22 protein-coding genes and 1 tRNA gene are annotated in these 24,281 nt (G+C 66.2%); 11 read left to right on the top strand and 12 right to left on the bottom strand.

The features are described 5' to 3' along the window. Positions 1-133 precede the first annotated feature (133 nt). On the bottom strand, positions 134-580 hold the full coding sequence (locus G6N27_RS03225) for a DMT family transporter (protein WP_163775050.1): 447 nt from the start codon (positions 578-580) through the stop codon (positions 134-136). 76 nt (positions 581-656) lie between these two features. Then, positions 657-3,320: a DNA polymerase I gene (polA, locus tag G6N27_RS03220; RefSeq protein WP_163781262.1), complete on the bottom strand. Its 2,664-nt coding sequence runs from the start codon at positions 3,318-3,320 to the stop codon at positions 657-659. 175 nt (positions 3,321-3,495) lie between these two features. Here polA and G6N27_RS03215 point away from each other — a divergent pair, with 175 nt between their 5' ends. Both G6N27_RS03215 and G6N27_RS03210 read left to right on the top strand, forming a co-directional pair. Continuing rightward, positions 3,496-3,939: a Zn-ribbon domain-containing OB-fold protein gene (locus tag G6N27_RS03215; RefSeq protein WP_163775049.1), complete on the top strand. Its 444-nt coding sequence runs from the start codon at positions 3,496-3,498 to the stop codon at positions 3,937-3,939. Next, positions 3,936-5,135, top strand: coding sequence for a lipid-transfer protein (locus G6N27_RS03210; RefSeq protein WP_163775048.1), 1,200 nt, complete (start codon positions 3,936-3,938; stop codon positions 5,133-5,135). The genes G6N27_RS03215 and G6N27_RS03210 overlap by 4 nt, the downstream gene beginning before the upstream one ends. Here the strand turns inward: G6N27_RS03210 and G6N27_RS03205 are convergent. Further along, positions 5,132-5,743: an ANTAR domain-containing response regulator gene (locus G6N27_RS03205; protein ID WP_232064848.1), complete on the bottom strand. Its 612-nt coding sequence runs from the start codon at positions 5,741-5,743 to the stop codon at positions 5,132-5,134. The genes G6N27_RS03210 and G6N27_RS03205 overlap by 4 nt on opposite strands. 100 nt (positions 5,744-5,843) lie before the next feature. On the opposite strand from G6N27_RS03205, the gene G6N27_RS03200 reads away from it, so the two are divergent. From G6N27_RS03200 to G6N27_RS03160, 9 genes are all read left to right on the top strand, one after another. Then, a tRNA-Leu gene (locus tag G6N27_RS03200) sits at positions 5,844-5,917 on the top strand. A gap of 64 nt (positions 5,918-5,981) precedes the next feature. Continuing rightward, positions 5,982-6,413 carry a DUF732 domain-containing protein gene (locus G6N27_RS03195; protein WP_163775046.1) on the top strand — a complete coding sequence of 144 codons (432 nt, stop codon included), beginning with the start codon at positions 5,982-5,984 and terminating at the stop codon, positions 6,411-6,413. A 128-nt stretch (positions 6,414-6,541) separates the two neighbouring features. Next, the gene (locus tag G6N27_RS03190; RefSeq protein WP_163775045.1) at positions 6,542-7,867 is read left to right on the top strand and encodes an adenylate/guanylate cyclase domain-containing protein; all 1,326 of its coding nucleotides are present in this window, start codon (positions 6,542-6,544) and stop codon (positions 7,865-7,867) included. A 50-nt stretch (positions 7,868-7,917) separates the two neighbouring features. Beyond that, entirely contained in the window at positions 7,918-8,496 is a 579-nt protein-coding gene (locus tag G6N27_RS03185; RefSeq protein WP_163775044.1) for an HdeD family acid-resistance protein, read from the top strand. 102 nt (positions 8,497-8,598) lie between these two features. After that, entirely contained in the window at positions 8,599-10,056 is a 1,458-nt protein-coding gene (locus tag G6N27_RS03180) for a cytochrome ubiquinol oxidase subunit I (RefSeq protein ID WP_163775043.1), read from the top strand. 31 nt (positions 10,057-10,087) lie between these two features. Then, on the top strand, positions 10,088-11,128 hold the full coding sequence (gene cydB, locus G6N27_RS03175; protein WP_163775042.1) for a cytochrome d ubiquinol oxidase subunit II: 1,041 nt from the start codon (positions 10,088-10,090) through the stop codon (positions 11,126-11,128). Positions 11,129-11,199: 71 nt separating this feature from the next. Next, positions 11,200-12,789, top strand: coding sequence for a thiol reductant ABC exporter subunit CydD (gene cydD, locus G6N27_RS03170; protein ID WP_232064847.1), 1,590 nt, complete (start codon positions 11,200-11,202; stop codon positions 12,787-12,789). Next, complete coding sequence (gene cydC / locus G6N27_RS03165; RefSeq protein ID WP_163775041.1) at positions 12,776-14,467, top strand: thiol reductant ABC exporter subunit CydC; 1,692 nt, start codon at positions 12,776-12,778, stop codon at positions 14,465-14,467. Before cydD ends, cydC begins: the two co-directional genes overlap by 14 nt. Continuing rightward, complete coding sequence (locus tag G6N27_RS03160) at positions 14,464-15,015, top strand: DUF4190 domain-containing protein (protein ID WP_170308156.1); 552 nt, start codon at positions 14,464-14,466, stop codon at positions 15,013-15,015. The genes cydC and G6N27_RS03160 overlap by 4 nt, the downstream gene beginning before the upstream one ends. 38 nt (positions 15,016-15,053) lie before the next feature. Here the strand turns inward: G6N27_RS03160 and G6N27_RS03155 are convergent, their stop codons facing one another. From G6N27_RS03155 to G6N27_RS03115, 9 genes are all read right to left on the bottom strand, one after another. Further along, positions 15,054-15,884 (bottom strand): acyl-CoA thioesterase II, encoded by an 831-nt coding sequence (locus G6N27_RS03155; RefSeq protein WP_163781256.1) that lies wholly within the window; start codon positions 15,882-15,884, stop codon positions 15,054-15,056. A 98-nt stretch (positions 15,885-15,982) separates the two neighbouring features. Beyond that, positions 15,983-17,401, bottom strand: a complete 1,419-nt coding sequence (gene pyk / locus G6N27_RS03150) for a pyruvate kinase (protein ID WP_163775040.1) — start codon at positions 17,399-17,401, stop codon at positions 15,983-15,985. Positions 17,402-17,462: 61 nt separating this feature from the next. Further along, complete coding sequence (locus G6N27_RS03145) at positions 17,463-17,888, bottom strand: DUF2752 domain-containing protein (RefSeq protein ID WP_163775039.1); 426 nt, start codon at positions 17,886-17,888, stop codon at positions 17,463-17,465. Continuing rightward, positions 17,885-19,045: a prolipoprotein diacylglyceryl transferase gene (lgt, locus tag G6N27_RS03140; protein WP_163775038.1), complete on the bottom strand. Its 1,161-nt coding sequence runs from the start codon at positions 19,043-19,045 to the stop codon at positions 17,885-17,887. The genes G6N27_RS03145 and lgt overlap by 4 nt, the downstream gene beginning before the upstream one ends. Next, a complete protein-coding gene (gene trpA, locus G6N27_RS03135) occupies positions 19,042-19,857 on the bottom strand; it encodes a tryptophan synthase subunit alpha (RefSeq protein WP_163781255.1) in 816 nt (271 codons plus the stop codon). Before trpA ends, lgt begins: the two co-directional genes overlap by 4 nt. Beyond that, complete coding sequence (gene trpB, locus G6N27_RS03130) at positions 19,854-21,119, bottom strand: tryptophan synthase subunit beta (protein ID WP_163775037.1); 1,266 nt, start codon at positions 21,117-21,119, stop codon at positions 19,854-19,856. The genes trpA and trpB overlap by 4 nt, the downstream gene beginning before the upstream one ends. 57 nt (positions 21,120-21,176) lie before the next feature. Next, entirely contained in the window at positions 21,177-21,995 is an 819-nt protein-coding gene (trpC, locus tag G6N27_RS03125) for an indole-3-glycerol phosphate synthase TrpC (protein WP_163775036.1), read from the bottom strand. Positions 21,996-22,076: 81 nt separating this feature from the next. After that, entirely contained in the window at positions 22,077-22,748 is a 672-nt protein-coding gene (locus G6N27_RS03120; protein ID WP_163775035.1) for a TIGR02234 family membrane protein, read from the bottom strand. Further along, complete coding sequence (locus G6N27_RS03115; protein ID WP_163775034.1) at positions 22,741-24,270, bottom strand: anthranilate synthase component I; 1,530 nt, start codon at positions 24,268-24,270, stop codon at positions 22,741-22,743. The genes G6N27_RS03120 and G6N27_RS03115 overlap by 8 nt, the downstream gene beginning before the upstream one ends. Positions 24,271-24,281 lie beyond the last annotated feature (11 nt).

The raw sequence follows: 24,281 nt of genomic DNA, 5'->3' as shown, positions 1-24,281 counted from the left end.
TGCTCCGGACAGGTTGGGGTCGTAGGGACACTGATCGTGCTGAACACACGTACCTGTCGAGGCTACTCGACTAGGTACACGCAGGCCAAACTCGCTCTGGCGAGTTGTCGAAAACGCGCCGGGGCTCGCACCGTCAGAACGCGGTGATCAGGGTGACTCCGCCGACCATGAGCACGCCACCCAGCACCCTGCCCAGGCTGATCGGATGGGGATCCACCCGGAGCCAGCCGAAATGGTCGATCAGCAGCGACATGATGAGCGCCGCGGTCACCGTGAGCCCCATGAAGGTGCCGGCGCCGACCTTGTGCACCAAGGTCAGGCCCGCGTAGACCTGCACGGCGCCGACCAGACCGCCGACGACTGCCCACCACGGCATCGACATCGCGTCCTGCACGCTGGGCAGCGGTTTCGACCTCACGACGAATATCGCGACGAAGAAAATCGCGACCAACGCGGCCGAGATCGCCGACGCCAGCCACGGGTTGAGCATGTGCTTGTAGAGCTGACTGTTCATGGCGGCCCCGCAGGTCTGAAGGGCACCGCCGAGGATGATGAAGGGGATCATCCAGGTTGCGTTCATGACACGCCTTCCTCGATACCGTCTGCGCTTACCCGCCGACGCGGGCACTCAGACAGGAATCTGAGGACGCAATGCCTCAGTGCGCGGCGGTGTCCCAGCTCGGGCCGTAGCCCACCGAGACCTCCAGCGGAACGTCGAGCGGGTACGCGCCGCCCATCTTGTCGCGCACCAACTCCTCGAGTTGCGCACGCTCGCCGGACGCGACCTCGAACAACAGCTCGTCGTGCACCTGTAACACCATCCGCGACGACAACCCCGACGCCGTCAGAGCCTTGTCGACCTCGATCATCGCCACCTTGATGATGTCGGCCGCGCTGCCCTGGATCGGCGCGTTGAGCGCCGCGCGCTCGGCGGCCTCGCGCACCTGCCGGTTCGTACTGTCCAGCTCGGGCAGGTAGCGGCGGCGGCCCAGCACCGTCGAGGTGTAGCCGTCTTTGCGGGCCTGCTCGACGACGTCCAGCAGGTAATCGCGCACTCCGCCGAACCGGGCGAAGTAGGCATCCATCTGGACCTTGGCCTCTTCGGTGGAGATTTTCAGCTGAGCCGCCAGCCCATAGGCGCTCAGCCCGTAGGCCAGCCCGTAGGACATCGCCTTGACCCGGCGCCGCAGCTCGCCGGTCACCTCGTCGATCGGGACGCCGAAGGCTCGCGCGGCGACGAACGAGTGCAGGTCTTCGCCGGTGTTGAAGGCCTCGATGAGGCCGTCGTCGCGAGACAGATGCGCCATGATCCGCATCTCGATCTGGCTGTAGTCGGCGGTCATCAGCTCGGTGTAGCCGCTGCCCACGACGAAGGCGTCGCGGATCTGTCGGCCGGCGTCGGTGCGAATCGGGATGTTCTGCAGGTTGGGCTCGGTGGACGACAGCCGGCCGGTCGCGGCGATGGTCTGGTTGAACGTGGTGTGGATACGGCCATCGCCGGCAACCGAATTCAGCAGCCCGTCGACGGTCACCTTCAGCCGGGTGACGTCGCGGTGTGCGAGCAGATGCTGCAGGAACGGGTGACCGGTTTTGTCGAACAGTGATTGCAGCGCATCCGCGTCGGTGGTGTAGCCCGTCTTCGTCCGCTTCGTTTTCGGCATCTCGAGTTCGTCGAACAGCACAACCTGCAACTGTTTGGGCGAGCCGAGGTTGATCTGCTTGCCGATGACGGCGTACGCCGCCTCGGCCGCATCACGGATCTGATCGGCGAATTGGCTTTGCAGTTCGGTCAATTGGTCCAGGTTGACCGCGATGCCCGCGGACTCCATGTTTGCGAGCACCCGCTGCACCGGTAGCTCCATCTCGCCCAACAGCGACGTGGAGTCGATGCGGGTCAGCTCGGCGTCCAAGGCGTCGGCCAGGTCTACGACCGCACGGGCCCGCAACACCGTGGTCTGCACGGCTTGCTCGTCGACGCCTTCATCGTCGTCGAGAAGCGAAAGTTGTTGCTGCTCAGATGTTTCCGCGCGTAGCTCGCGACGCAGGTAACGCAGCGACAAATCGTCGAGGGTGAAGCTGCGTTGCCCGGGGCGGACCAGGTAAGCGGCCAGCGCGGTGTCGGAGCTGATCCCGTCCAGCATCCAGCCGCGCCCGGTGAGGTCGTGGATGGCCAGCTTCGCCTCGTGCAGCGCCTTGGGCTGCTCGGGATCGGCCAGCCACGACGCCAGCGCCGCATCGTCTTCGGGCGTCAACGTGGTGGTGTCGATGAAGGCGCCGTCGCCGTCGGCCGCGGCGATCGCCAGCGCGGTCGCATCGCCGCCGTAGGGCAGATGCGTCCCGACCACCGCCAGCCCTGCGCGGCGCCCGTCGGCGACGTGGTCGGCCAGCCACTGCCCGACCGTGCCGGGCTCCAGCGCTCCCCCGCGGACGTCGAAGCCCTCGTCGACCTCGGGCTCGACGGCGGCGAGGGTGTCGAACAGGCGATCACGCAGGACTCGGAACTCCAGCTGGTCGAACAGCTGGTGAATCTGGTCACGATTCCACGGCTGCATCCGCAGCGTGTCCGGCGTCTGCGCCAAGGGCACGTCACGGACCAGCTCGGTGAGCTCACGGTTGCGGATCACCCCGGCAAGGTTGGCCCGCAGCGCGTCACCGACCTTGCCTCGCACCGAGTCGACACCGTCGACCAGCGCCTGCAGCGAGCCGTACTCGCTAATCCACTTCGTAGCCGTCTTCTCGCCGACGCCGGGGATACCGGGCAAGTTGTCACTCGGGTCGCCGCGCAGCGCGGCGAAGTCGGGGTACTGCTCGGGTGTCAGGCCGTACTTCTCCGCGACGGCGTCCGGAGTGAATCGGGTCAGTTCGCTGACACCTTTGCGCGGATACAGCACGGTCACGTCGTCGTTGACCAGCTGCAGCGAATCACGGTCGCCGGTGACCACCAGCACCCGGTAGCCCTCTTTGTCGGCCTGGGTGGCCAACGTCGCGATCAGGTCGTCGGCTTCGAAGCCCGGCTCGGCAAGCACCGTAATGCCCAGTGCCGCAAGCACTTCCTTGGTGACGTCGATCTGACCGCGGAATTCGTCCGGGGTGGTTGTCCGGTTGGCTTTGTACTCCGGATAACGCTCGGCGCGGAATGTCTGCCGCGACACGTCGAAGGCCGCCGCGATGTGGGTCGGCGACTCGTCGCGCAGCAGGTTGATCAGCATGGCGGTGAAGCCGTACACCGCGTTGGTGGTCAGACCACCCTGCGTCTTGAAGTTCTCCGCCGGCAGCGCATAAAACGCGCGGTACGCCAGCGAATTGCCGTCCAGCAGCATCAGCGTCGGCTTCTCGTCGCCGGCCTTAACACCTTGCGTCTTCGTGCTTGCCGTCTTCGCTGGGCTCACGGCTCCAACTCTAGGCACTGGGTCCGACCCCGAGGAACCGCCGCGTCCCCTGCCGACAAACTGCAACACGTTTCAGTTTCGTGCCTGCGCTGGGTACGCTGGCCCGGTGCCAGAGGTCACCAGCCCAGAACCGGCTATCGACGGGTGGTTCACCACCGACGACGCCGAAAATCCCCACCTGATCGGCAGTAAGTGCCCGAAGTGCGGCACCTACGTCTTCCCGCCGCGGGAGAACAACTGCCCCAATCCGGCCTGCGACAGCGACACGCTAGAGGCCGTCGCCTTGTCGCGCCGCGGAACATTGTGGAGCTACACCGAGAACCGCTATCCACCGCCGGCGCCCTACCCTGCCGCGGATCCGTTCGAGCCGTTCGCCATCGCCGCGGTCGAACTGGCCGACGAGGGAATCATCGTGCTGGGCAAGGTCGTCGACGGCACTTTGGCGGCCGACCTGAAGGTCGGCATGGAGATGGAGTTGGCCACCATGACCTTGTTCACCGACGCCGACGGCGTCGAACGCATCGTGCACGCCTGGAAGGTGGCGCCATGAGTCCTGAACCGCTGTACATTCTCGGCGCCGGCATGCACCCGTGGGGCAAATGGGGTCGTGACTTCACCGAATACGGCGTGGTCGCGGCCCGTGCCGCGCTGGCTGAAGCCGGATTGGACTGGCGGCAGATCCAGTTGGTGGCCGGCGCCGACACCATCCGTAACGGCTACCCGGGCTTCATCGCCGGGTCGACATTCGCGCAGAAGCTCGGCTGGAACGGCGTCCCGGTCAGCTCCAGCTACGCGGCGTGCGCCAGCGGATCGCAGGCGCTGCAGAGCGCCCGGGCCCACATTCTGGCCGGGTTCTGTGACGTCGCGCTGGTCATCGGCGCGGACACCACGCCGAAGGGCGCGTTCGCCCCGGTCGGCGGCGAGCGCAAGAACGACCCGGACTGGCAACGGTTCCATCTGATCGGCGCGATGAACCCGGTCTACTTCGCGTTGCTCGCGCGACGGCGAATGGACCTCCACGGGGCGACATCCGAAGACTTCGCGCAGGTGAAGGTCAAGAACTCCCGGCACGGCCTGCAGAACCCGAATGCCCGCTACCGCAAGGAATCCTCGGTCGAGGACGTGCTGGCCAGCCCGGTGGTCAGCGATCCGCTGCGGCAACTCGACATCTGCGCGACCTCCGACGGCGCGGCGGCGCTGATCGTGGCCAGCGCGGACTTCGCCCGCAAGCACCTCGGCTCGCTGGACGGCGTGCCGTCGGTCCGCGCGGTGAGCACAGTGACTCCGCAGTACCCGCAGCATCTCCCCGAATTACCGGATATCGCAACGGATTCCACCGCTGTCGTACCCGCGCCGGATCGGGTGTTCAAGGATCAGATCCTCGACGCCGCGTATGCCGAAGCCGGTATCGGGCCCGAGGATGTGAGCCTGGCCGAGGTCTATGACCTGTCCACCGCGCTGGAGCTCGACTGGTACGAGCACCTCGGGCTGTGCCCGAAGGGTGACGCTGAGGCGCTGCTGCGTAGCGGTGCGACCGCCATCGGCGGCAAGGTGCCGGTCAATCCCTCGGGCGGGCTGGCCTGCTTCGGCGAAGCCATCCCGGCCCAGGCGATCGCGCAGGTCTGCGAGCTGACCTGGCAGCTGCGCGGTCAGGCGACCGGTCGGCAGGTCGAGAACGCCACGGTCGGCGTCACCGCGAATCAGGGCCTGTTCGGCCACGGCTCATCGGTGATCGTCGCGCGCTAGCCGTTGGCGTCCTTCGCGCCGTCCAGCGTTTCCAGGACGACTTCGGCGACGTGCTTCATGGTGGTCCGCCGGTCCATCGCCGCACGCTGAATCCACTTGAACGCTTCGGGCTCGGTCATGCCCTGGTTGGCCTGCAGCAGGCCCTTGGCCCGTTCGACGAGCTTGCGCGTCTCCAGCCGGTCGGACAGTGTCTCGACTTCGCGCTCCAGCGCCCGGATTTCGCTGAAACGGCTGAGCGCCACCTCAATTGCGGGGATCAAGTCGGAGATGGTGAATGGCTTGACCAGATACGCCATCGCGCCGGCGTCGCGGGCTTTCTCGACGAGGTCGCGTTGGCTGAACGCGGTCAGCACCACAATCGGGGCGATTCGCTTGCTGGCGATCTCCGACGCGGCGTCGATGCCGTCGCGGCGTGGCATCTTGACGTCCATGATCACCAGGTCGGGGTTCAGCTGCTCGGCCAGCTCGACGGCTTCCTGGCCGTCGCCGGCTTCGCCGACGATGTCATAGCCCTCTTCGCGCAGCATCTCGGCCAAGTCGAGCCGGATCAGCGCCTCGTCCTCGGCGATCAGAACGCGGTGCGGGGTCTGAGCGTCACCATCGGTCATGACCAACATTCTGTCGTGAACCGCGCTGATCATCGACTGCGGGGCTGTGGGTCGGCGCGTCGGAGCCGATCCTCTATGGTGGGAGGCCGTAATACAGCGAGCCCTCGTATCCCAACTGGCAGAGGAAACGGATTCAAAACCCGTGCAGTGTGAGTTCGAATCTCACCGAGGGCACCGATCAAATGCAGTCGATAACGCAGTCGAAGGCGTTTCGGTGCAATGGAAAGGTGTAACCGAGATGCGCGTTTGGAGCACCCACACCCCACGGCCACGGTCCGCCTGGATACTCGACGGCGCGACCGTGTTCGCCGGCGCGTTGGTTGGCGCGTCGCTAATCCTGACCGCCGCAACCTCATGCGCCGGCGCGGCGGGCGCCGATCCAAGCCAACAGGATCAATTTCTGGCGCTGCTCGGACAAGAACAGATTCCGCCCACTGGTGACGGCGAAGTGCCCGGCGTCGTCGCCCGAGCCCACCAGCTTTGCGCCGCAGCCAATGGCGGTACCCCGATTAACGCCCTGGTGGACGAAGAGATGAACCGCGGATACGCGGAGAACCCGGCATTGCGCCTATATGCCGATCGAGTGCGAAGAACCGCCGTCAGATTTATCACCGCGTCGGTGGACATCTACTGCCCGAACCACAAAGGCGAGCTCCCGCCGTACGAGTAGTAATACATCCGAAGAATCGGATCTCGAATCCAATAAGTCAGAGCGGCGCTGGTTCCAAGGCCGTGCGACCGCCGGCGCGGGCGCTGCGAAGGCTCCCGGGTGTTCGGCCCAGCCGTTAGGCTTTAGCTGTGGTGGCTAAGCGGTGCGCTGCCCAACAACCAGCAGGTTCGCGGCGAACACCGGACTGCGTAGGGGCAGTTCGGTCACAACCGCGCGCTCGCAACCAGGTGTACGTCGAACGGATCGCCCGCAGTAGCCGCATTCTCAATCTCACCGCGTCGATGGCGGTCTTCGTCAGCGCCGGTTTCGGATTGGTCCAGATTCTCGCCGCACCCGCCCTGTGGTGGACCGGCGTCATCAACATCGCCGCAGCCTTGATCTACGCCTTTGTCCCGGTGCTGCATCGCTTCGGTGAGCTCGTCTCGCCGTTGACGTTCATCGGGACGGCCTACGTGTCCATCTTCACGATCTGCTGGTTCGTCGGCACCGGCTCCGGATTGCAGTTCTACTTCCTCGTCGCGGCCTGCCTGGTCGTGCTACAGCTGGGCGTCGACCGCATCTTTCTCGCGTCCGGCCTGGCCGCGATCGCCGCAGGCATGGTGATCATTCTCCAGTTCCTGGTTCCGCGCGATACCGGCGCGCAACCGCCGTGGGCGTTGTCGCTGAGCTTCGTCGTCACCACCATCTCCGCGTGCGTGATGGTGGTGGCGACCGTGTGGTACGCGGTGCGCGAGATCGTCCGGGCCGAAGCGGCCATGGAACTCGAGTACGAACGCTCCGAGGCATTGCTGGCCAACATCCTGCCGGCCAGTGTGGCCGAACGGCTAAAAGACCCGGCGCGCAACGTGATTGCCGACAAATACAACGACGCCTCGGTCTTGTTCGCCGACATCGCCGGCTTCACCGAGCGGGCCAGCGACATGCCGCCCGAGCAACTGATCCGCTTCCTGGACCGGCTCTACGGCGACTTCGATGCGTTGGTGGACAGGCACGGACTGGAGAAAATCAAAGTCAGCGGCGACTCGTACATGGTTGTCAGCGGTGTCCCCCAGCCGCGGGCGGATCACGTCGAGGCGCTGGCATCCCTCGCGCTCGACATGGCCGACGCCGCAAGCCGACTCAAGGATTTGCAGGGTAATCCGCTACCGCTGCGCATCGGGCTGGCCAGCGGGCCCGTGGTCGCCGGAGTGGTGGGTTCGCGCCGGTTTTTCTACGACGTGTGGGGCGACGCGGTCAACGTCGCATCCCGCATGGAATCCACTGACTCTGTGGGCCGAATTCAAGTGCCCGAAGACGTCTATCAGCGACTCCGCGACGACTTCGTGCTGCAGGAACGCGGGCGCGTCGACGTCAAGGGCAAAGGCGTCATGCGCACCTGGTATCTGGTCGGGCGCCGACCCGACACTGACGCCGAAAATCTGCGCGCCGGAACACCGGAGACGGCCCGGGTCTGACTGTCCCGCAAACGTCCCATCGCGGTCGCCGTTTGTGGGACCATTTGGGAATGGAAACCACCGCTGTGCCAAAGTTATTGCCGCATTTGTGGAAGTCGACCCTGGTATCCGGAATCCTGGCGCTCACACTGGGAATCCTGGTGCTGCTGTTGCCCGGACATTCCATTGTCATCGCGGCCGTGCTGTTCGGCCTCTACCTTCTGGTCACGGGTGCCGCGCAGGTCATATTCGCTTTCAGCTTGCATGTCTCCGCCGGCGGGCGGGTGCTGCTATTCATCAGCGGCGCGGCCTCACTGGTGCTGGCCATGCTGTGCTTCCGCCACTTCGGCGAAGGCTACGCAATTCTCCTGCTGGCCATCTGGATTGGAGTGGGTTTCATCTTTCGCGGTGTGGCAACGTCGATCTCGGCGATCAGCGATCCCCACCTTCCCGGGCGGCCCTGGCAGATATTCCTCGGCCTGATCAGCCTCCTCGCGGGCATCGTGATGATCGGGTCGCCGCTGGAAAGCATCGAGATCCTCACCGAGATCGTCGGCATCTGGCTGATCGTCCTCGGCGTGTTCGAAGTCGTGTCGTCGTTCGGCATCCGCAGTGCCTCCAAGAAGGGAGCAGAGGCCCTAAGGCCCTAACAGCGGCGCGATCCGAACGATTGGATGGTCACCGGCAGTGACCAAATCGCCCTACTACTACACTGCGTAGTAGTATTGGAAGCTTCTGGCGGGAGATGACAGATGAACGTCGTCGACGTATCGCGATGGCAGTTCGGTATCACCACCGTCTACCACTTCATCTTCGTGCCGCTCACGATCGGTCTGGCGCCGCTGATCGCCGTCATGCAGACGCTCTGGGTGGTCACCGACAACGTTGCGTGGTACCGGCTTACCAAGTTCTTTGGGAAGCTGTTTTTGATCAACTTCGCGATCGGCGTGGCGACCGGGATCGTGCAGGAATTTCAGTTCGGGATGAACTGGAGCGAGTACTCGCGCTTCGTCGGCGACGTGTTCGGCGCACCACTGGCCATGGAAGGCCTGGCCGCGTTCTTCTTCGAGTCCACCTTCCTCGGCCTGTGGATCTTCGGCTGGAGCCGACTCCCCCGCCTGATCCACCTCGCATGCATCTGGATCGTCGCCGGCGCGGTGAACTTGTCCGCGTTCTTCATCATCGCGGCGAACTCCTTCATGCAGCACCCGGTCGGCGCGCACTACAACCCCGCAACCAAACGCGCTGAGCTGCATAGTATTTCGACGCTGTTCACCAACAACACCGGCCTGGCGGCGTTCGGGCACACAGTGACCGCCTCGTTGCTGACCGCGGGCACTTTCATCGCGGCGGTGAGCGCCTGGTGGATGGTTCGCTCGCACAGCCAGACAGCGGACGGCGATGCCCGCAGCATGTACCGGCCGGCCACCGTCCTGGGATGCTGGGTCGCGCTGGCCGCAACTGTTGCGCTGTTCTTCAGCGGAGATGCCCAGGGCAAGCTGATGTTCCACCAGCAGCCGATGAAAATGGCTTCCGCCGAATCGCTGTGCGACACCCAGACGGATCCCGAATTCTCCATCTTGACCATCGGACGGCAGAACAACTGCGACAGCCTGACCCGCGTCATCGAAGTTCCTTACGTCCTATCGTTTTTAGCGAAGGGCCGATTCCATGACGTCACGCTGCAAGGCGTGCGCGACATTCAGCGCGATGACCAACAACGTTTCGGCGCCGGAGACTACCGCCCGAACCTTTTCGTCACCTACTGGTCCTTCCGCGCGATGATCGGCTTCCTGCTGTTCCCGGTGTTGTTCGCGCTCATCGCGCTGTGGCTGACGCGTGGGGGGCGAATTCCCAACGGGCGGTGGTTCTCCCGCCTGGCCCTGGTGACGTTGCCCACCCCGCTTCTGGCCAGCAGTGCCGGCTGGATCTTCACCGAGATGGGTCGTCAGCCATGGATCGTCGCGCCTAACCCGACGGGCGACCCGAAGGTGCACTTGGCCGTCGACGATGGCGTGTCCCACCATGCGCCCGCATTGGTGGTCATCTCCCTTGCGACGTTCACTCTGATATATGCGGTTCTGGCGGTCATCTGGTTCTGGCTGTTGAAACGCTATGTCTTTGAAGGACCACAAGAACACGACGCCGAGCCTGCCGCGCCCGCACCGCCGGGTGCCGACGAGGTCGCTCCGTTGTCATTTGCCTATTGACAGCTGCCTGTTCGGCAGAGAGGGGTTTTTCGTGGCGCTTCACAACGTCTGGTTCGGTCTTCTTGCGGTGCTGTTTCTCGGGTTTCTCATTCTCGAGGGTTTCGATTTCGGCGTAGGCATGCTGATGGAGCCGATAGCCCGGATGGGCAGCGGCGACCGCGAACCGCGCCGCCGGGCGGTGCTGAACACCATCGGCCCGGTCTGGGACGGAAACGAGGTCTGGCTGCTCACCGCCGGCGGGGCGATGTTCGCCGCTTTCCCGGGGATGTATGCCACGGTGTTCTCGTCGCTGTACCTGCCGTTGCTGGCGATCTTGTTCGGCATGATCGTTCGGGCGGTATCCATCGAGTGGCGCGGCAAGGTCGACGACCCAAAGTGGCGGCGCTGGGCCGATTTCGGGATCGCGGCAGGCTCATGGTTGCCGGCGGTGCTGTGGGGGGTGGCCTTCGCCATCCTGGTCCGCGGACTCCCGGTCGACGCCGATCACCAAGTGAACCTGTCGATCACCGACGTGCTGAGCGCCTACACACTGCTGGGCGGCCTGGCCACCTGCGGACTGTTTCTGCTCTACGGCGCAATCTTCGTCGTGCTCAAGACGTCTGGCTCGGTGCGTGACGACGCGTTGCGGGTCGCGGTTCGGCTATCGCTACCGGTGACCGCACTGGTGGCCGGTTTCGGGATATGGACCCAACTGGCGCATGGCAAGCCATGGACCTGGCTGGTGCTGGCCGTCGCCGTCGTCGCGCAATTGGCCACCGTCGCACTGGTGTTCAGTCGCAAGCACGAGGGATGGGCATTCCTGTGCAGTGCCGTGGTGATCACCGCCGTCGTCGCGTTGCTGTTCGGCGCGATGTATCCCAACCTGGTTCCCTCCACGCTGGATCCGCGGTGGAGTCTGACCGTCAGCAACGCGTCCTCGAGCGGCTACACGCTGAAGATCATGACGTGGGCCGCAGCCATCTTCGCGCCACTGGTGGTCGCGTACCAAAGTTGGACGTATTGGGTTTTCCGTCAGCGCATTTCGGCTGACCACATACCGCCATCGATCGGCCTGGCAAGGCGAACACCCTGAGCAGTCGAGGCCCGCTGGATCCACGATTCGTCCGGACGTCTGCGGCCCTGCGCCGTTTCCTGGCTGCGACGGTGGTGTGCGGTGTGGTGATCTCCGGTTGCGCGATCGCGACGGCGATTCTGCTGGCGCACATCGCCTCCCACGTCATCGCCGACCCGTCGGCACGCAGCCTGGCGCAGTGGATGCCGGCGCTGGTGGCTCTGCTGTCGCTGTGGGTGATGCGTGCTGTTGCGCACTGGCTTCAAACCCGGCTGGGCCAACGCGGCGCCAGTGCGGCGATCGCCGAGCTCAGCACGCAAGTCCTGGCGGCAGTCACAGCCCGGCAACCCAACGACCTTGCGGCACTGCGCGACGACGCGGCCGTGGTGGTGACCCGCGGACTCGACGCGCTGCGGCCATATTTCACCGCATACCTGCCGGCATTGTTTCTCGCGGCGATCCTCACGCCGATCAGCGTCGTGGTGCTCGGCCTCTACGACGTCACCTCGGCTCTGATCGTCGTCATCACGCTGCCGTTGATTCCGCTCTTCATGGTGCTGATCGGCCTGGCCACCGCCGAGCGCTCCGCGGCGGCACTGGCGGCCATGGGCACACTGCAGGCTCGGTTGTTGGACTTGATTGCCGGTATTCCGACGCTGCGGGCTTTGGGTCGCGCCGACGGCCCCGAGCACCGCATCGCCGAGCTGAGCGCCGCGCACCGGCGTTCGGCGATGGCGACGCTGCGCATCGCGTTCCTCTCCGCGTTGGTGTTGGAACTGCTCGCCACCCTGGGCGTTGCCCTGGTCGCGGTCAGCGTCGGCCTTCGTCTCGTGTTCGGCGAAATCAGTTTGAGCACCGGCCTGACCGTCCTGCTGCTGGCACCCGACGTCTACTGGCCGCTGCGCCGCATCGGCGTGGAATTCCATGCCGCGCAGGATGGCCGGGCTGCCGCCGACAGAGCTTTCGAGCTCATCGATTCGTGCCCGAACACCATCACGGGCTCGCGCGTTGTCTCGGCACGCGGCGCCGAGATCGTCCTTGACGGGCTGAGCGTCGCAGGCCGCGACGGTTGCCGCCCAAACGATCTGAGCGCCGTCCTGCGGCCGGGCCGGGTGACCGTGCTCACCGGGCCCAACGGCGCGGGAAAAAGCACCGCATTGCAGGTGATCGCCGGGCTCACCACCGCGACCAGCGGTCGAGTCACTGTCGCCGGAATCGATATCGCCGACCTCGAACCAAACGCATGGTGGCAGCAGGTGTGCTGGCTGCCGCAGCGTCCGGTGCTGATTCCCGGCACCGTCGACGAGAACCTGTCACTGTTCGGCGCCTTGGTCGATACTAAAACTGCTTGTGCAGCAGCCGGTTTCGATGACGTTCTGACAGCGTTGCCGAATGGAACCCAGACGGTGATCGGGCGCGGCGGTGTCGGATTGTCGTTGGGGCAGCGACAGCGCCTCGCCCTGGCACGGGCACTCGGATCACGCTTACCGATACTGCTTCTCGACGAGCCCACGGCGCATCTCGACGCCGCGACGGAACGCCGTGTGCTGGACGCCATTGTCGAGCGAGCACGCGCCGGTGACACGGTGGTCGTGGTCGGCCACCGCCGGCAGATCGTCGAGATCGGTGACGATCTCGTGCACGTGAGTGCGGCAGAGGAGGTCGCTGGTGTCGGCGTCTGACCCTCTGCTCGCCGCGGTGCCGTTGCTGCGTCCCCGTCTGCCACGATTGCTGCTCGGCGTTGCCCTCGGCGCGTTATCGCTCGGCAGTGCACTGGCGTTGGCCGGACTGTCGGCGTGGCTCATCACCCGCGCCTGGCAGATGCCGCCGGTGCTGGACCTGTCGATCGCGGTGGTCGGCGTGCGGACATTCGCGATTTCTCGTGGCGTGCTGCACTATTGCGAACGCCTCGTTACCCATGACACCGCGATGCGGGCTGCGGGCACCGCCCGTGCGCAGATCTATTCTCGCCTGGCCCACGGGCGCGCGGAGGATGCGACCCGCCTGCACAGCGGGGAGTTGGTCGCGCGGGTGGGCTCCGACGTCGACCAGTTGGCCGATGTGCTGGTCCGCGCTGTGCTGCCGTTCGGTGTCGCAGCCGTGCTGGCCGCGGCCGCGACCGTGGCGGTCGGGGTGATCTCACCGGCGGCCGCGGCGCTGTTGGCCATCTGCCTTCTGGTCGCCGGGATCGTCGCGCCGTGGCTGGCGGCGAAAGCTGCGACCGCGCAGGAAGCGGTTGCGCGTCAACATCATTCCGCGCGGGACGTCGCGGCGATGCTGGCCCTGGAACACGCGCCCGAGTTGCGGGTCGCCGGACGGCTGCAGAGCGTCATCGTGGATCTGCAACGCCGGCAGGAGGCGTGGAGTGACGCCGCCGATGCCGCGGCCCGACCCGCCGCATTGGCCACGGCCATTCCCACCGCGGCGATCGGGGCCAGCGTGCTGGGCGCCGTGGTGGCTGCGATCGGGCTGGCGGGCAGCGCCGCGCCGACCACGTTGGCCATTCTGATGCTGTTGCCGCTGTCCGCATTCGAGGCGACAACGCCGTTGGCCGCCGCCGCGGTCCAGTTGACGCGCTCGCGGATAGCGGCACGCCATCTCCTCGACCTGACGCCGGTGGCAAGTCCGGTATCCGCTCCGGCAGCGTTACACCGAACGGCTGCGACAGCGACGCTGCGCGCCCACGAGCTGTCGGTGGCCCACTCCGGTACCCGGGTGCCGAACCTAAAGCTGAGGCCTGGGTCGAGGCTGGCGGTCACCGGTCCCAGCGGGTCGGGCAAGACGACCCTGTTGATGACGCTCGCGGGCCTGCTGACACCCGCGGGTGGCGAGGTGACGCTGGACGGCGCACCGTTGCGCCTGATCGACGAACCCGAACTACGCCGTGCGGTCAGCTTTTTCGCCGAGGACGCGCACGTGTTCGCGACGTCCATCCGGGATAACCTGCTGGTCGCCCGCGGCGATTGCCCGGACAGCGAGCTGGCCGTTGTGCTGGAGCAGGTCGGCTTGAGTGCCTGGCTGACCGGCCTGCCGGACGGTCTGGACACCGTGTTGGCGGCCGGTGCCGGTGCGCTATCGGCAGGTCAGCGCAGGAGGCTGCTGCTGGCACGGGCAATCATCGCGCCTGCTCGGATTGTGCTGCTGGATGAGCCCACCGAACATCTGGACGTCGTCGACGCCGAGCCCATCTTGCGCCGTCTGCTGGATCCCCACGGCGGCCTGATTGCCGCGGAGCGGACCGTCGTTGTCGCTACCCACCACTTGCCCGACGACAGCCCAAGTCCCGAATTACGCATCAGCGCCGGCGCGTATCCTGTCGGACAGTCGTCTAACGCCGCCCGACTGGAGAGCGAATCATGACCGGATCTTGGGACACTCCGGACAGACGCGAAAACGCCCGGGGAACACCCCAAACCGGGGCGCCATACCCTTATCCGCTCCCCGATCCGTACCGGTATCAGCCCGCCGCTATTCCGGGTGGCTACCCTCCGCCCTACGGCGGTTATCCGCCGCGGGCTGCCGCGCCCAAGAACGGGCTCGGGGTTGCCTCGCTGGTGCTGGCAGTCATCGGATTGGTCAGCGTCGCGACCGTGTTCGCGCCCATCGCACTGGGTGTTGCCGCGGTGATCACCGGCGTCATCGGGCATGGCCGGGTCAAACGCGGCGCCGCGAACAACGGCGGGGTCGCGATCGCGGGCATCGTGTTGGGCGGCTTGGCGATCGTCGTCGGTCTGGCTTTCATCGCGATATGGACGACGGTGTGGAAGGACGTCGGCGGCGGCGACTACATCGGCTGCATGCAGAAAGCAGGCAACGACCAGTTCGCGCAGCAACAATGCGCCGACCAGTTCCGGCGAAACGTCCAAGATCAGTTGAACATCACCCTGACGCCGACCCCGGTCCGCTGAACCGGTTGCGCCGCAACGACATCGGCTATCCGCGCGACTCAGGGAAAATACTTCACCAGGCCCTCTTGCACCACCGTGGCGACCGGCCGCCGCGACCGGTCGAAGAAGTACCCGGACCCCAGCCCCCGCGAGTCCGCCGCGACCGGCGAGGCGGTCGAGTACAACACCCAGTCGTTGAAATCGACCTGGCGATGAAACCACACTGAATGATTAACGGTCGCAGCGAAAATGCGGTCGTATCCCCACGACAGCCCGTGCGTCGTGATGATCGAATCCAGCACGGTGGTGTCGGAGGAATACAGCATCGTCGCGGTGTGCAGCGCCGGGTCGTCGGGCAACACACCGTCCGCCTTGACCCAGACCCGGTTGTACGCGAGACGGTCGCCTTTTTCCCGCATCACCCAGGACGGGTCGTTCGTATAGCGCCACTCGATGGGTTGCAGCGCACTGACGAACAGCGGCACCCGTTCCTCATAGCCGAGCAGCAACTCCTTGATGGACGGCAGTCCCTCGGGGTCGACAACGTCGGGTGGCTCGACGTTGTGCTCGAGACCATGACCGCCGGCCAGGAAGGAGATCATCACCGACGCCAGCAACGTGCCGCCCTGGGTCACCTCGACGCGTCGGTTGGCGAAGCGGCGCTCATCGCGGAGCGTCACCACCTCGAATTCGATGTCCTTGTCGGTCTCACCGCCGTTGATGAAATGCGCCGACAGAGCGTTGGGCGGAAGGTCGCGGGTCAATGTGCGGGTGGCGGCGACGAACGACTGCGCCATCTGCAGCCCGCCGAACGTGCGGGGCGGGTTCTTGCTGGGGTGGGATCCGACGAAGGCCCCGTCACCGTTGTGATGCAGGTCGAGCACCGTCATCAGCTCGTCGAAGTCAGACACCGGGCCAGCCTAGTGCGAGCTAAATTCGATTGCCCTGCTCCTCCTCACTCCGCTGCGCGGAGCGCATCGTCGCCGGGCTAGACGTCCTCTTCGCCGATGCGGTGCACATGCACCAGGTTGGTCGAGCCGACGGTGCCGGGAGGCGCGCCGGCCACGATGACGACCAGATCGCCACGCTTGTACCGGCCCAGCGACAGCAGCGACTTGTCGACCTGACGGATCATCCCGTCGGTCGTCTGAATGACCGGCACGATGAACGTCTCCGTGCCCCAGGTCATGGCGAGTTGGCTGCGTACTTCGGGCAGCGGCGTGAACGCCAGCAGCGGCAGCGGGGTATGGAGCCGCGCGAGTCGCCGGACCGTGTCCCCGGACTGGGTGAACGCCACCAGCGCCTTGGCGTCGAGGCGCTCACCGATGTCGCGGGCAGCATAGGAGATCACGCCTCGCTTGGTGCGCGGCACGTGTGTCAACGGCGGGGCGGCGGTCGAATTCTCTTCCACGGCGCAGATGATCCGGGCCATGGTCTGCACCGCGGCCAGCGGGTATTTGCCGACGGAGGTCTCGCCCGAGAGCATCACCGCGTCGGCACCGTCCATCACGGCATTGGCCACGTCGGAGGCCTCCGCCCGCGTCGGCCGCGAGTGTTCGATCATCGACTCGAGCATCTGCGTCGCGACGATGACGGGTTTGGCGTTCTCCCTTGCCATTTGGATGGCCCGCTTCTGCACCAGCGGGACCTCTTCCAGCGGCAGCTCGACACCGAGATCGCCGCGGGCGACCATCACCGCGTCGAAGGCCAGCACGACGGCCTCGAGATTGTCGATGGCTTCCGGCTTCTCGAGTTTGGCGATCACCGGGACGCGGCGGCCAACCCGATCCATCACTTCGTGAACCAGTTCGACGTCCGACGGCGAGCGAACGAAGGACAGCGCGACCATGTCGACGCCGAGGTGCAGTGCGAACTCCAGGTCCTCGATGTCCTTCTCCGAGAGCGGAGGAGCCGAGACTTTCATCCCCGGCAACGACATTCCCTTGTTGTTGCTGATCGGGCCGCCCTCGACCACGGTGCACACGACGTCGTCGCCGTCGATGCCCTCGACGACCAGCGCGACGTTCCCGTCGTCGACCAGAACCCGGTCGCCCGGCACCGCGTCCGTGGCCAGCTGCTTGTAGGTGGTCGATACCCGGTCGTGGTTGCCCTCACAGTCCGCGACGGTGATGCGGACCGTTTCGCCGTCCGCCCAGTACGTCGGTCCGTCTGCGAAGCGTCCGAGCCTGATCTTCGGGCCCTGCAGGTCGGCGAGTAGCCCGACCGCGCGGCCGGTGGCATTCGACGCCGCGCGCACCCGATCGTAGGAGGCTTTGTGGTCGCTGTAGTCGCCGTGGCTGAAGTTCATTCTGGCGACGTCCATTCCGGCTTCGACCAGAGCCCTGACGGCCTCGTCAGTGCCGCTGGCCGGACCGAGAGTACAGACGATCTTGCCGCGTCTCGCCACGACGACTCAGCATAGTCGCGCTAGCTGATCATCTCGCGCCGGTTCCCGATCAGATGACGGGCTAACGGGCGAGCAGCGTCGGAACCAACGGGAATCCGGGCAGGTTACGCACCACTGTCCAGGCCAGCAGCGTGCACAGGATCGCGGCCGTCGCCGGGATCGTTAACGGCGATTTCCCGCGACGGTGGCGCAGCAGAGCCCAGCCGGCCAACAGCGGGACACCGACGAGCAGCACCACGTTGTCGGCGACCGCCGCGGCCAGGTCGCCGTGCAGCACGTCGTGAATCATCCGCAGCGCGCCGCATCCAGGACAGTTCCAGCCGGTCAGCAACCGGAACGGGCAGACGGGAAAGAACGAGTTCGGGTTGTGCGGGTCGACCAGGCCGATGTACGTCAGCGCGGCCGCCAGCAGGACACCCGTACCCCACGCCACGCGATTCCGGCGCCCCGCGGGCGGCGTGGTGCCGAGCGGAGCCGGGGTGGTCATTGGTCTTCGTCTGGCTCTGTGGCGGGCAGATCCGTCGGCTCCGCGTTGTCGGCTTCGTCCGCGCCGGACTCGTCCGGTTCAGCTTCGGGCTCCGCTTGCACCTCGACGACGGGTGGGTCGACCTCGGCCGCCTCGGCTTCTTCCGCGCCGGCCTCGGCTTCGGGCTCGGGCGGATCGGCCACCGTGGTGTCCGGCTCCGCGGCAGCCTCGGCCGGTGTCGCCTCCGCCGTCTCCGCTGCGGCTTCGTCGGCGTCCTCGTCGAGGGAGTCCGGCTCGAGCAGCTCGGCGGCCGACCCGCTCAGCGTCGCCGGATCCTCGCGACCCTTGGGCGCCAAGATCAGGTACACCACCGCGCCGATCAGAACGAAGGTCGACGTGAACAAGTTGATCCGGATACCGGCGATGTGTGTCGCTGTGTCGTCACGCAGTAGCTCGATGCCGAACCGGCCGATGCAGTAGCCCGCGACGTAGAGCGCAAACAGCCGGCCGTGCCCGATGGTGAACCGCCGATCGAGATAGATCAGCAGCGCGAAGACCACCAGGTTCCACAGCAATTCATATAGGAACGTCGGTTGGACGACCATCGCGAGCTGCCCGGTCGACACCCCGTCGAGTGAATGCACGTCCACGAAACCCGCCGGGTCGCGGCGATAGAAGATCTCCAGGCCCCACGGCATCGTGGTCTCGCGGCCGTAAAGCTCTTGGTTGAAGTAATTTCCGAGCCGGCCGATCGCCTGCGCGAGAACGATCCCCGGCGCTATCGCATCGCCGAATGCGGGAAGCGGAATGTCGCGACGCCGGCAGGCGATCCATGCGCCCACGCCACCCAGCGCGACGGCCCCCCAGATTCCCAGACCGCCGTCCCAGATGCGCAGTGCCGCGATCGGTCCAGCACCGCCGTCGCCGAAGTATGTCCGCCAGTCCGTCGCCAGGTGGTACAGGCGGCCGCCGATCAGTCCGAAAGGCACTGCCCACAAAGCGATGTCGTAGATCACTCCGCGTTCGCCGCCGCGAGCCGCCCAGCGCCGATCGCCGATGATCAGCGCCGCGATGATCCCGGCAATGATGAACAGCGCGTACGCCCGGATCGGCACGATCCACAGATGCCACACTCCTTGCGGCGGGCTCGGGAAGTACGCGATAACTGTCGTCGTCATGAATCGGAAACCCTCTGCCGCACACCGATAGCCAGTTCCTCGGTCAGGGTCCGCATCGTCGGCAGCCCCGCGGTCAACGCCGTGACGAGCGCCGAACCCACGATGACGCCGTCGGCGTAGCTCGCGATCTGCGCCGCCTGCTCGCGCGACCGCACGCCCAGTCCCACTCCGACGGGGATGTCGGACACCGCTTTGACTCGACTCACCAATTCGGGTGCCGCATTCGACACCACGTCCCGCGCTCCGGTGACGCCCATGATCGACGCCGCGTAGACGAATCCGCGCGAAGCCTCCACCGTCGCCGCCAGTCGCTGCGGCGTCGATGACGGCGCGACCAGGAAGATGCGATCGAGGTGATGCTGGTCGGACGCCGCCAGCCACTCGTCGGCCTCGTCGGGGATGAGGTCCGGGGTGATCAGCCCATGCCCGCCCGCCGCTGCGAGGTCGCGCGCGAACGCGTCGACCCCATACTGCAGGACCGGATTCCAGTACGTCATGACAACGGCGTGACCGCCGGCTGCGCTGATCGCCTCGACAGCGGCCAGTGTGTCGCGGACCCGCACGCCCCCGCGCAACGCGACCTCTGCCGCGGTCGCGATGGTCGGGCCGTCCATACCCGGATCGGAGTACGGCACGCCGACTTCGATGACGTCACAACCGGACTCGGTCAACGCCTTCATCGCCTCGATCGACGTGGCGACGTCGGGATATCCGGTCGGCAGATACCCGATCAGCGCGGCACGGTTGTCGCGTGAGCAAGCACTGAAAAGCTCTGCCAGGCCGCTTTTTTCACTTTGCTCGACGGTCATCAGTGCCCTTCACCGGCAGGCAGCAGATCGAACCACTTGGCGGCGGTCTCGACGTCCTTGTCCCCGCGGCCGGACAAGTTGATGACAATGATTGCAGCACTGCCCATTTCGATGCCCAGCTTGAGTGCGCCGGCCACCGCATGCGCCGATTCGATCGCGGGAATGATGCCCTCGGTGCGGCACAGCAGGCGGAACGCGTCCATCGCCTCGGTGTCGGTGATCGGCCGGTACTCAGCACGCCCGGTGTCCTTCAGCCAGGCGTGTTCCGGGCCCACACCGGGGTAGTCCAGGCCGGCCGAGATCGAATGCGACTCAATGGTCTGCCCGTCTTCGTCCTGCAGCAGAAACGAATACGACCCCTGGAACGCCCCGGGTGTTCCGCCGCTGAATGTCGCTGCATGACGACCGGTTTCGACGCCATCACCGGCGGCCTCGTAGCCGACCAGCCGGACCCCGGGGTCGTCGAGGAAGGCGTGGAAGATGCCGATCGCGTTCGATCCTCCGCCGACGCACGCGGTGACGGCATCAGGCAGTCGCCCGGCCTGATCCTGGATCTGGACCCGCGTCTCCAGACCGATGACCCGCTGGAAATCACGGACCATGGTCGGGAATGGGTGCGGTCCGGCGGCGGTGCCGAAACAGTAGTACGTGTTGTCGGCGTTGGTGACCCAGTCGCGGAACGCGTCGTTGATCGCGTCCTTGAGGGTCTTCGATCCCGACTCGACCGAGACGACCTCGGCGCCCAGCAATCTCATCCGCGCGACGTTCAGCGCTTGACGTGCGGTGTCGACCGCACCCATGTAGATCACGCAGTCCAGGCCCAGCAGCGCGCAAGCAGTGGCAGTGGCCACCCCGTGCTGACCGGCCCCGGTTTCGGCGATCACTCGGGTCTTGCCCATCTGGCGAGCCAGCAAGGCCTGGCCCAACACGTTGTTGATCTTGTGAGAACCGGTGTGGTTCAGGTCTTCTCGTTTGAGAAATATCCGTGCACCGCCGGCATGCTCGCTGAGCCGAGCGGCTTCGTACAGCGGCGAGGGTCGTCCGGTGTAGTGCCTCTGCAGCTTGTCGAGTTCATCAAGGTATGCCTGGTCGGTACGGACCTTCTCGTAGGCCGCGGTGACCTCCTCGATCACCGCCATCAACGCCTCGGCCACGTACCGGCCGCCGTAGACCCCGAAATGGCCTCGATTGTCCGGGTCGTGATGGGTGGGTTCAGCGATGGCAGCGCTGGAACGCGGTAATTCCGGGCCCACGATGTCTGCCATCACGAACGCTCAACGTGCAAGCGGCTCATCGGATTCGACGCTTCCCCAACTCCCCGGCTAGCGGGCCGGCTTGGGGCAGGAAGGATGCTTACCCGCGGTCACCAGGTCGGCGACGGCGGCACGAGGGTCGCCGCTCTTGACCAGGCCCTCACCAACGAGCACCGCATCCGCACCGGCACCGGCGTAGGCCAGCAGGTCTGCCCGGCCGCGAACGCCCGATTCGGCAATGCGGATCACGCTGGACGGCAGCCCGGGGGCGATGCGCGCGAAGCAATCTCGGTCGACTCGCAGCGTCCGCAGGTCGCGAGCGTTCACGCCGATCACCCGTGCGCCCGCCGTCAACGCACGGTCGGCTTCCTCTTCGGTGTGCACCTCGACGAGCGCGGTCATGCCCAGCGACTCGGTCCGCTCCAGCATCGATTCCAGCGCAGGCTGATCGAGTGCCGCGACGATCAGCAGCAGCATGTCCGCACCGTGCGCGCGTGCTTCGTGAATCTGGTAGGGCCCCACCACAAAGTCTTTGCGCAGCACCGGAATCGACACGGCCGCTCGCACCGCGTCGAGATCGTCCAGGCTGCCATGGAAGCGGCGTTCTTCGGTCAGCACGCTGATGATCCGGGCGCCGCCGTCTTCGTAGGACCGGGCGAGTTTCGCGGGGTCGGAGATCGACGCGAGCTCCCCTGCTGACGGGCTGGCCCGCTTCACCTCGGCGATGACGCCGATACCGGGCTCACGCAGCGCCGCCAACACATCACGCGGTGCCGGCACAGCTTCGGCGGCCGCCTTGACCTCGGACATGCTCACGACGGCCTCGCGAGCGGCAACGTCGGCACGAACTCCTTCCATGATGGAGTCGAGCACGGTTCCCGAACTCATGCCGCCGATTCCTCTCCCCGAGCGCCGCCAGATTTCTTCACGACGTTCTTGGAAGGGTAGCGAGCGCCACTGTGCGGTCCATCACCGACCCTCGGTGTCAGGTTCAGGTGCTGAATCGTTACCGGATGCCGATGTCGACTCGCCAGATTGCTCGGTCGGGTCGTGGCCCTCGTCGAGCGCGTCCCACATCATCCGCTCCGACATATTGACCCCGTCGTCACCCGCGCGACGCGCCATCGACCGCCGGGCCCCGGGCGTGACATATCGGGTGGAAGCGCCTTTGTCGGTGGCCGCTGCCCGCATCAGCAGCGCGGCGCCGACCAGCGCGCCGACCGCGATAACCAAGGTGATGACCGGGCCGGCGTGATGGCGTTGACTGCCGACCAACTCGACCACCGGAACACGCACGAGATCGGCGGCCCGCACGGCCACGTCCGGCATCTCCAGCGTGCTGACCGCCAGATAACCGGCCGCAAGGCTGGCGATGGCGACCAGCACGGCAAGGGCACGCAGTGCCCAGCCCCGCACCGCCAACGCGGCGATGGCGCCGGCCAGCAGCACCAGCGCCAGTGGGAGCAGCCCCGACGACCATTGGGCGCCGGACAACGTCACCAGCCTGGGCGGGCTCAGCCCGTCGAACGTACGCAGTTCGACCCAGGTCAGCCGGGACACCTCCCACAATCCGGCGGCGGCGAGGACCAGCAGGATCTGGGCGACCAGCAGGGTGCGTCGACCGGGCCGGGCATCAGCCATTCGGGCTGCCCAGCGTTTCCGCGGCGGCGATCGCGCCGAGCACCGCGCGCGCCTTGTTGCTGGCCTCGGTGTGCTCGTAGGGGCCGTTGGAATCGGCCACCACGCCGCCGCCGGCCTGCACGTACGCCGTGCCGTCACGCATCAGGGCGGTACGGATCGCGATCGCGAAGTCGGCGTTGCCGGCGAAGTCGAGGTAGCCGAGTACCCCGCCGTAGAGGCCGCGCCGGGTCTTCTCCACTTCCTCGATCAGTTCCATGGCGCGCACCTTCGGGGCGCCGGACAACGTGCCGGCCGGGAAACATGCCGTCACCGCGTCCAGCGCGGTGCGATCGGCGGCGAGCATCCCGGTCACCGTGGACACCAGATGCATGACGTGGCTGTAGCGCTCGATGTGGCTGTAGTCCTCGACGCGGACGCTGCCGGGCACACAGACCCGGCCCAGATCGTTGCGGCCCAGGTCGACCAGCATCAAATGTTCGGCGCGCTCCTTGTCGTCGGCCAGCAGCTCCTTTTCCAGCAGCTGATCCTCTTCGTCGGTCTCGCCGCGCCATCTGGTCCCGGCGATCGGATGTGTCGTCGCCCGACCGTCCTGCACGGTCACCAGCGCTTCGGGGCTCGATCCCGCGATCGAAAAGGCAATTCCCCCTTCATCATTCGGCACGTGCAGCAGATACATGTACGGGCTGGGATTGGACACCCGCAGCATCCGGTAGACGTCGATGGCCTCGACGTCGGTGTCCATCTCGAAGCGCTGCGACGGCACCACCTGGAACGCCTCGCCGCGCTCGATCTCGCGAACGAGACGCTCGACGATCGCTCCGTACTCCTGCACGGTGCGCTGCGCGCGGTATTGCGGCTCGGGTCTGGTGAACGTCGCGACGGTTGACGGCAGCGGCTGGCCGAGCGCGGCAGTCATCACGTCCAATCGCCCGATCGCGTCGTCGTAGGCCTCGTCGACGCGCTCGTCGGTGCCGTTCCAGTTCACCGCGTTGGCGATCAACGTGATGGTGCCCTCGTGGTGGTCGACGGCGGCCAGATCGGTGGCCAGCAGCAACAGCATGTCCGGCAGGTGGAGGTCGTCGGTGGCCAACTCAGGTAACCGCTCCAGCCGCCGGACCAGGTCGTAGGCGAAAAAGCCGACCATGCCGCCCGATAACGGCGGCAGCCCCGGCAGCGCCGCCGTGGCCAGCAGATTCAGGGTGGCCTGCAGGGCCTGCAGCGGGTCCCCGCCAGTGGGTGCGTCGTGCGGCGCCTCCCCCAGCCAGACCGCATTACCGTCGCGCACCGTCAACGCCGACGGAGACCCGGCACCGATGAAAGACCACCGCGACCACGACCGGCCGTTCTCGGCCGACTCGAGCAGGAACGTGCCCGGCCGGTTGGCGGCAAGTTTGCGGTAGGCGGACAGCGGCGTCTCGGCGTCGGCGAGCACCTTGCGGGTCACCGGCACCACCCGATGCTCGCCCGCGAGCGCGCGGAACTGCTCCCGTGAGGTCGTCGCGGCGTCGAGGTTGGCGTGCACGCAGCCATCCT

The organism is Mycobacterium cookii (assembly GCF_010727945.1).
In the GTDB taxonomy this organism is placed as follows: Bacteria; Actinomycetota; Actinomycetes; order Mycobacteriales; family Mycobacteriaceae; genus Mycobacterium; species Mycobacterium cookii.
Note: the sequence above shows the minus strand (reverse complement) of the source record. Positions and strands in the feature narration are given on the sequence as shown.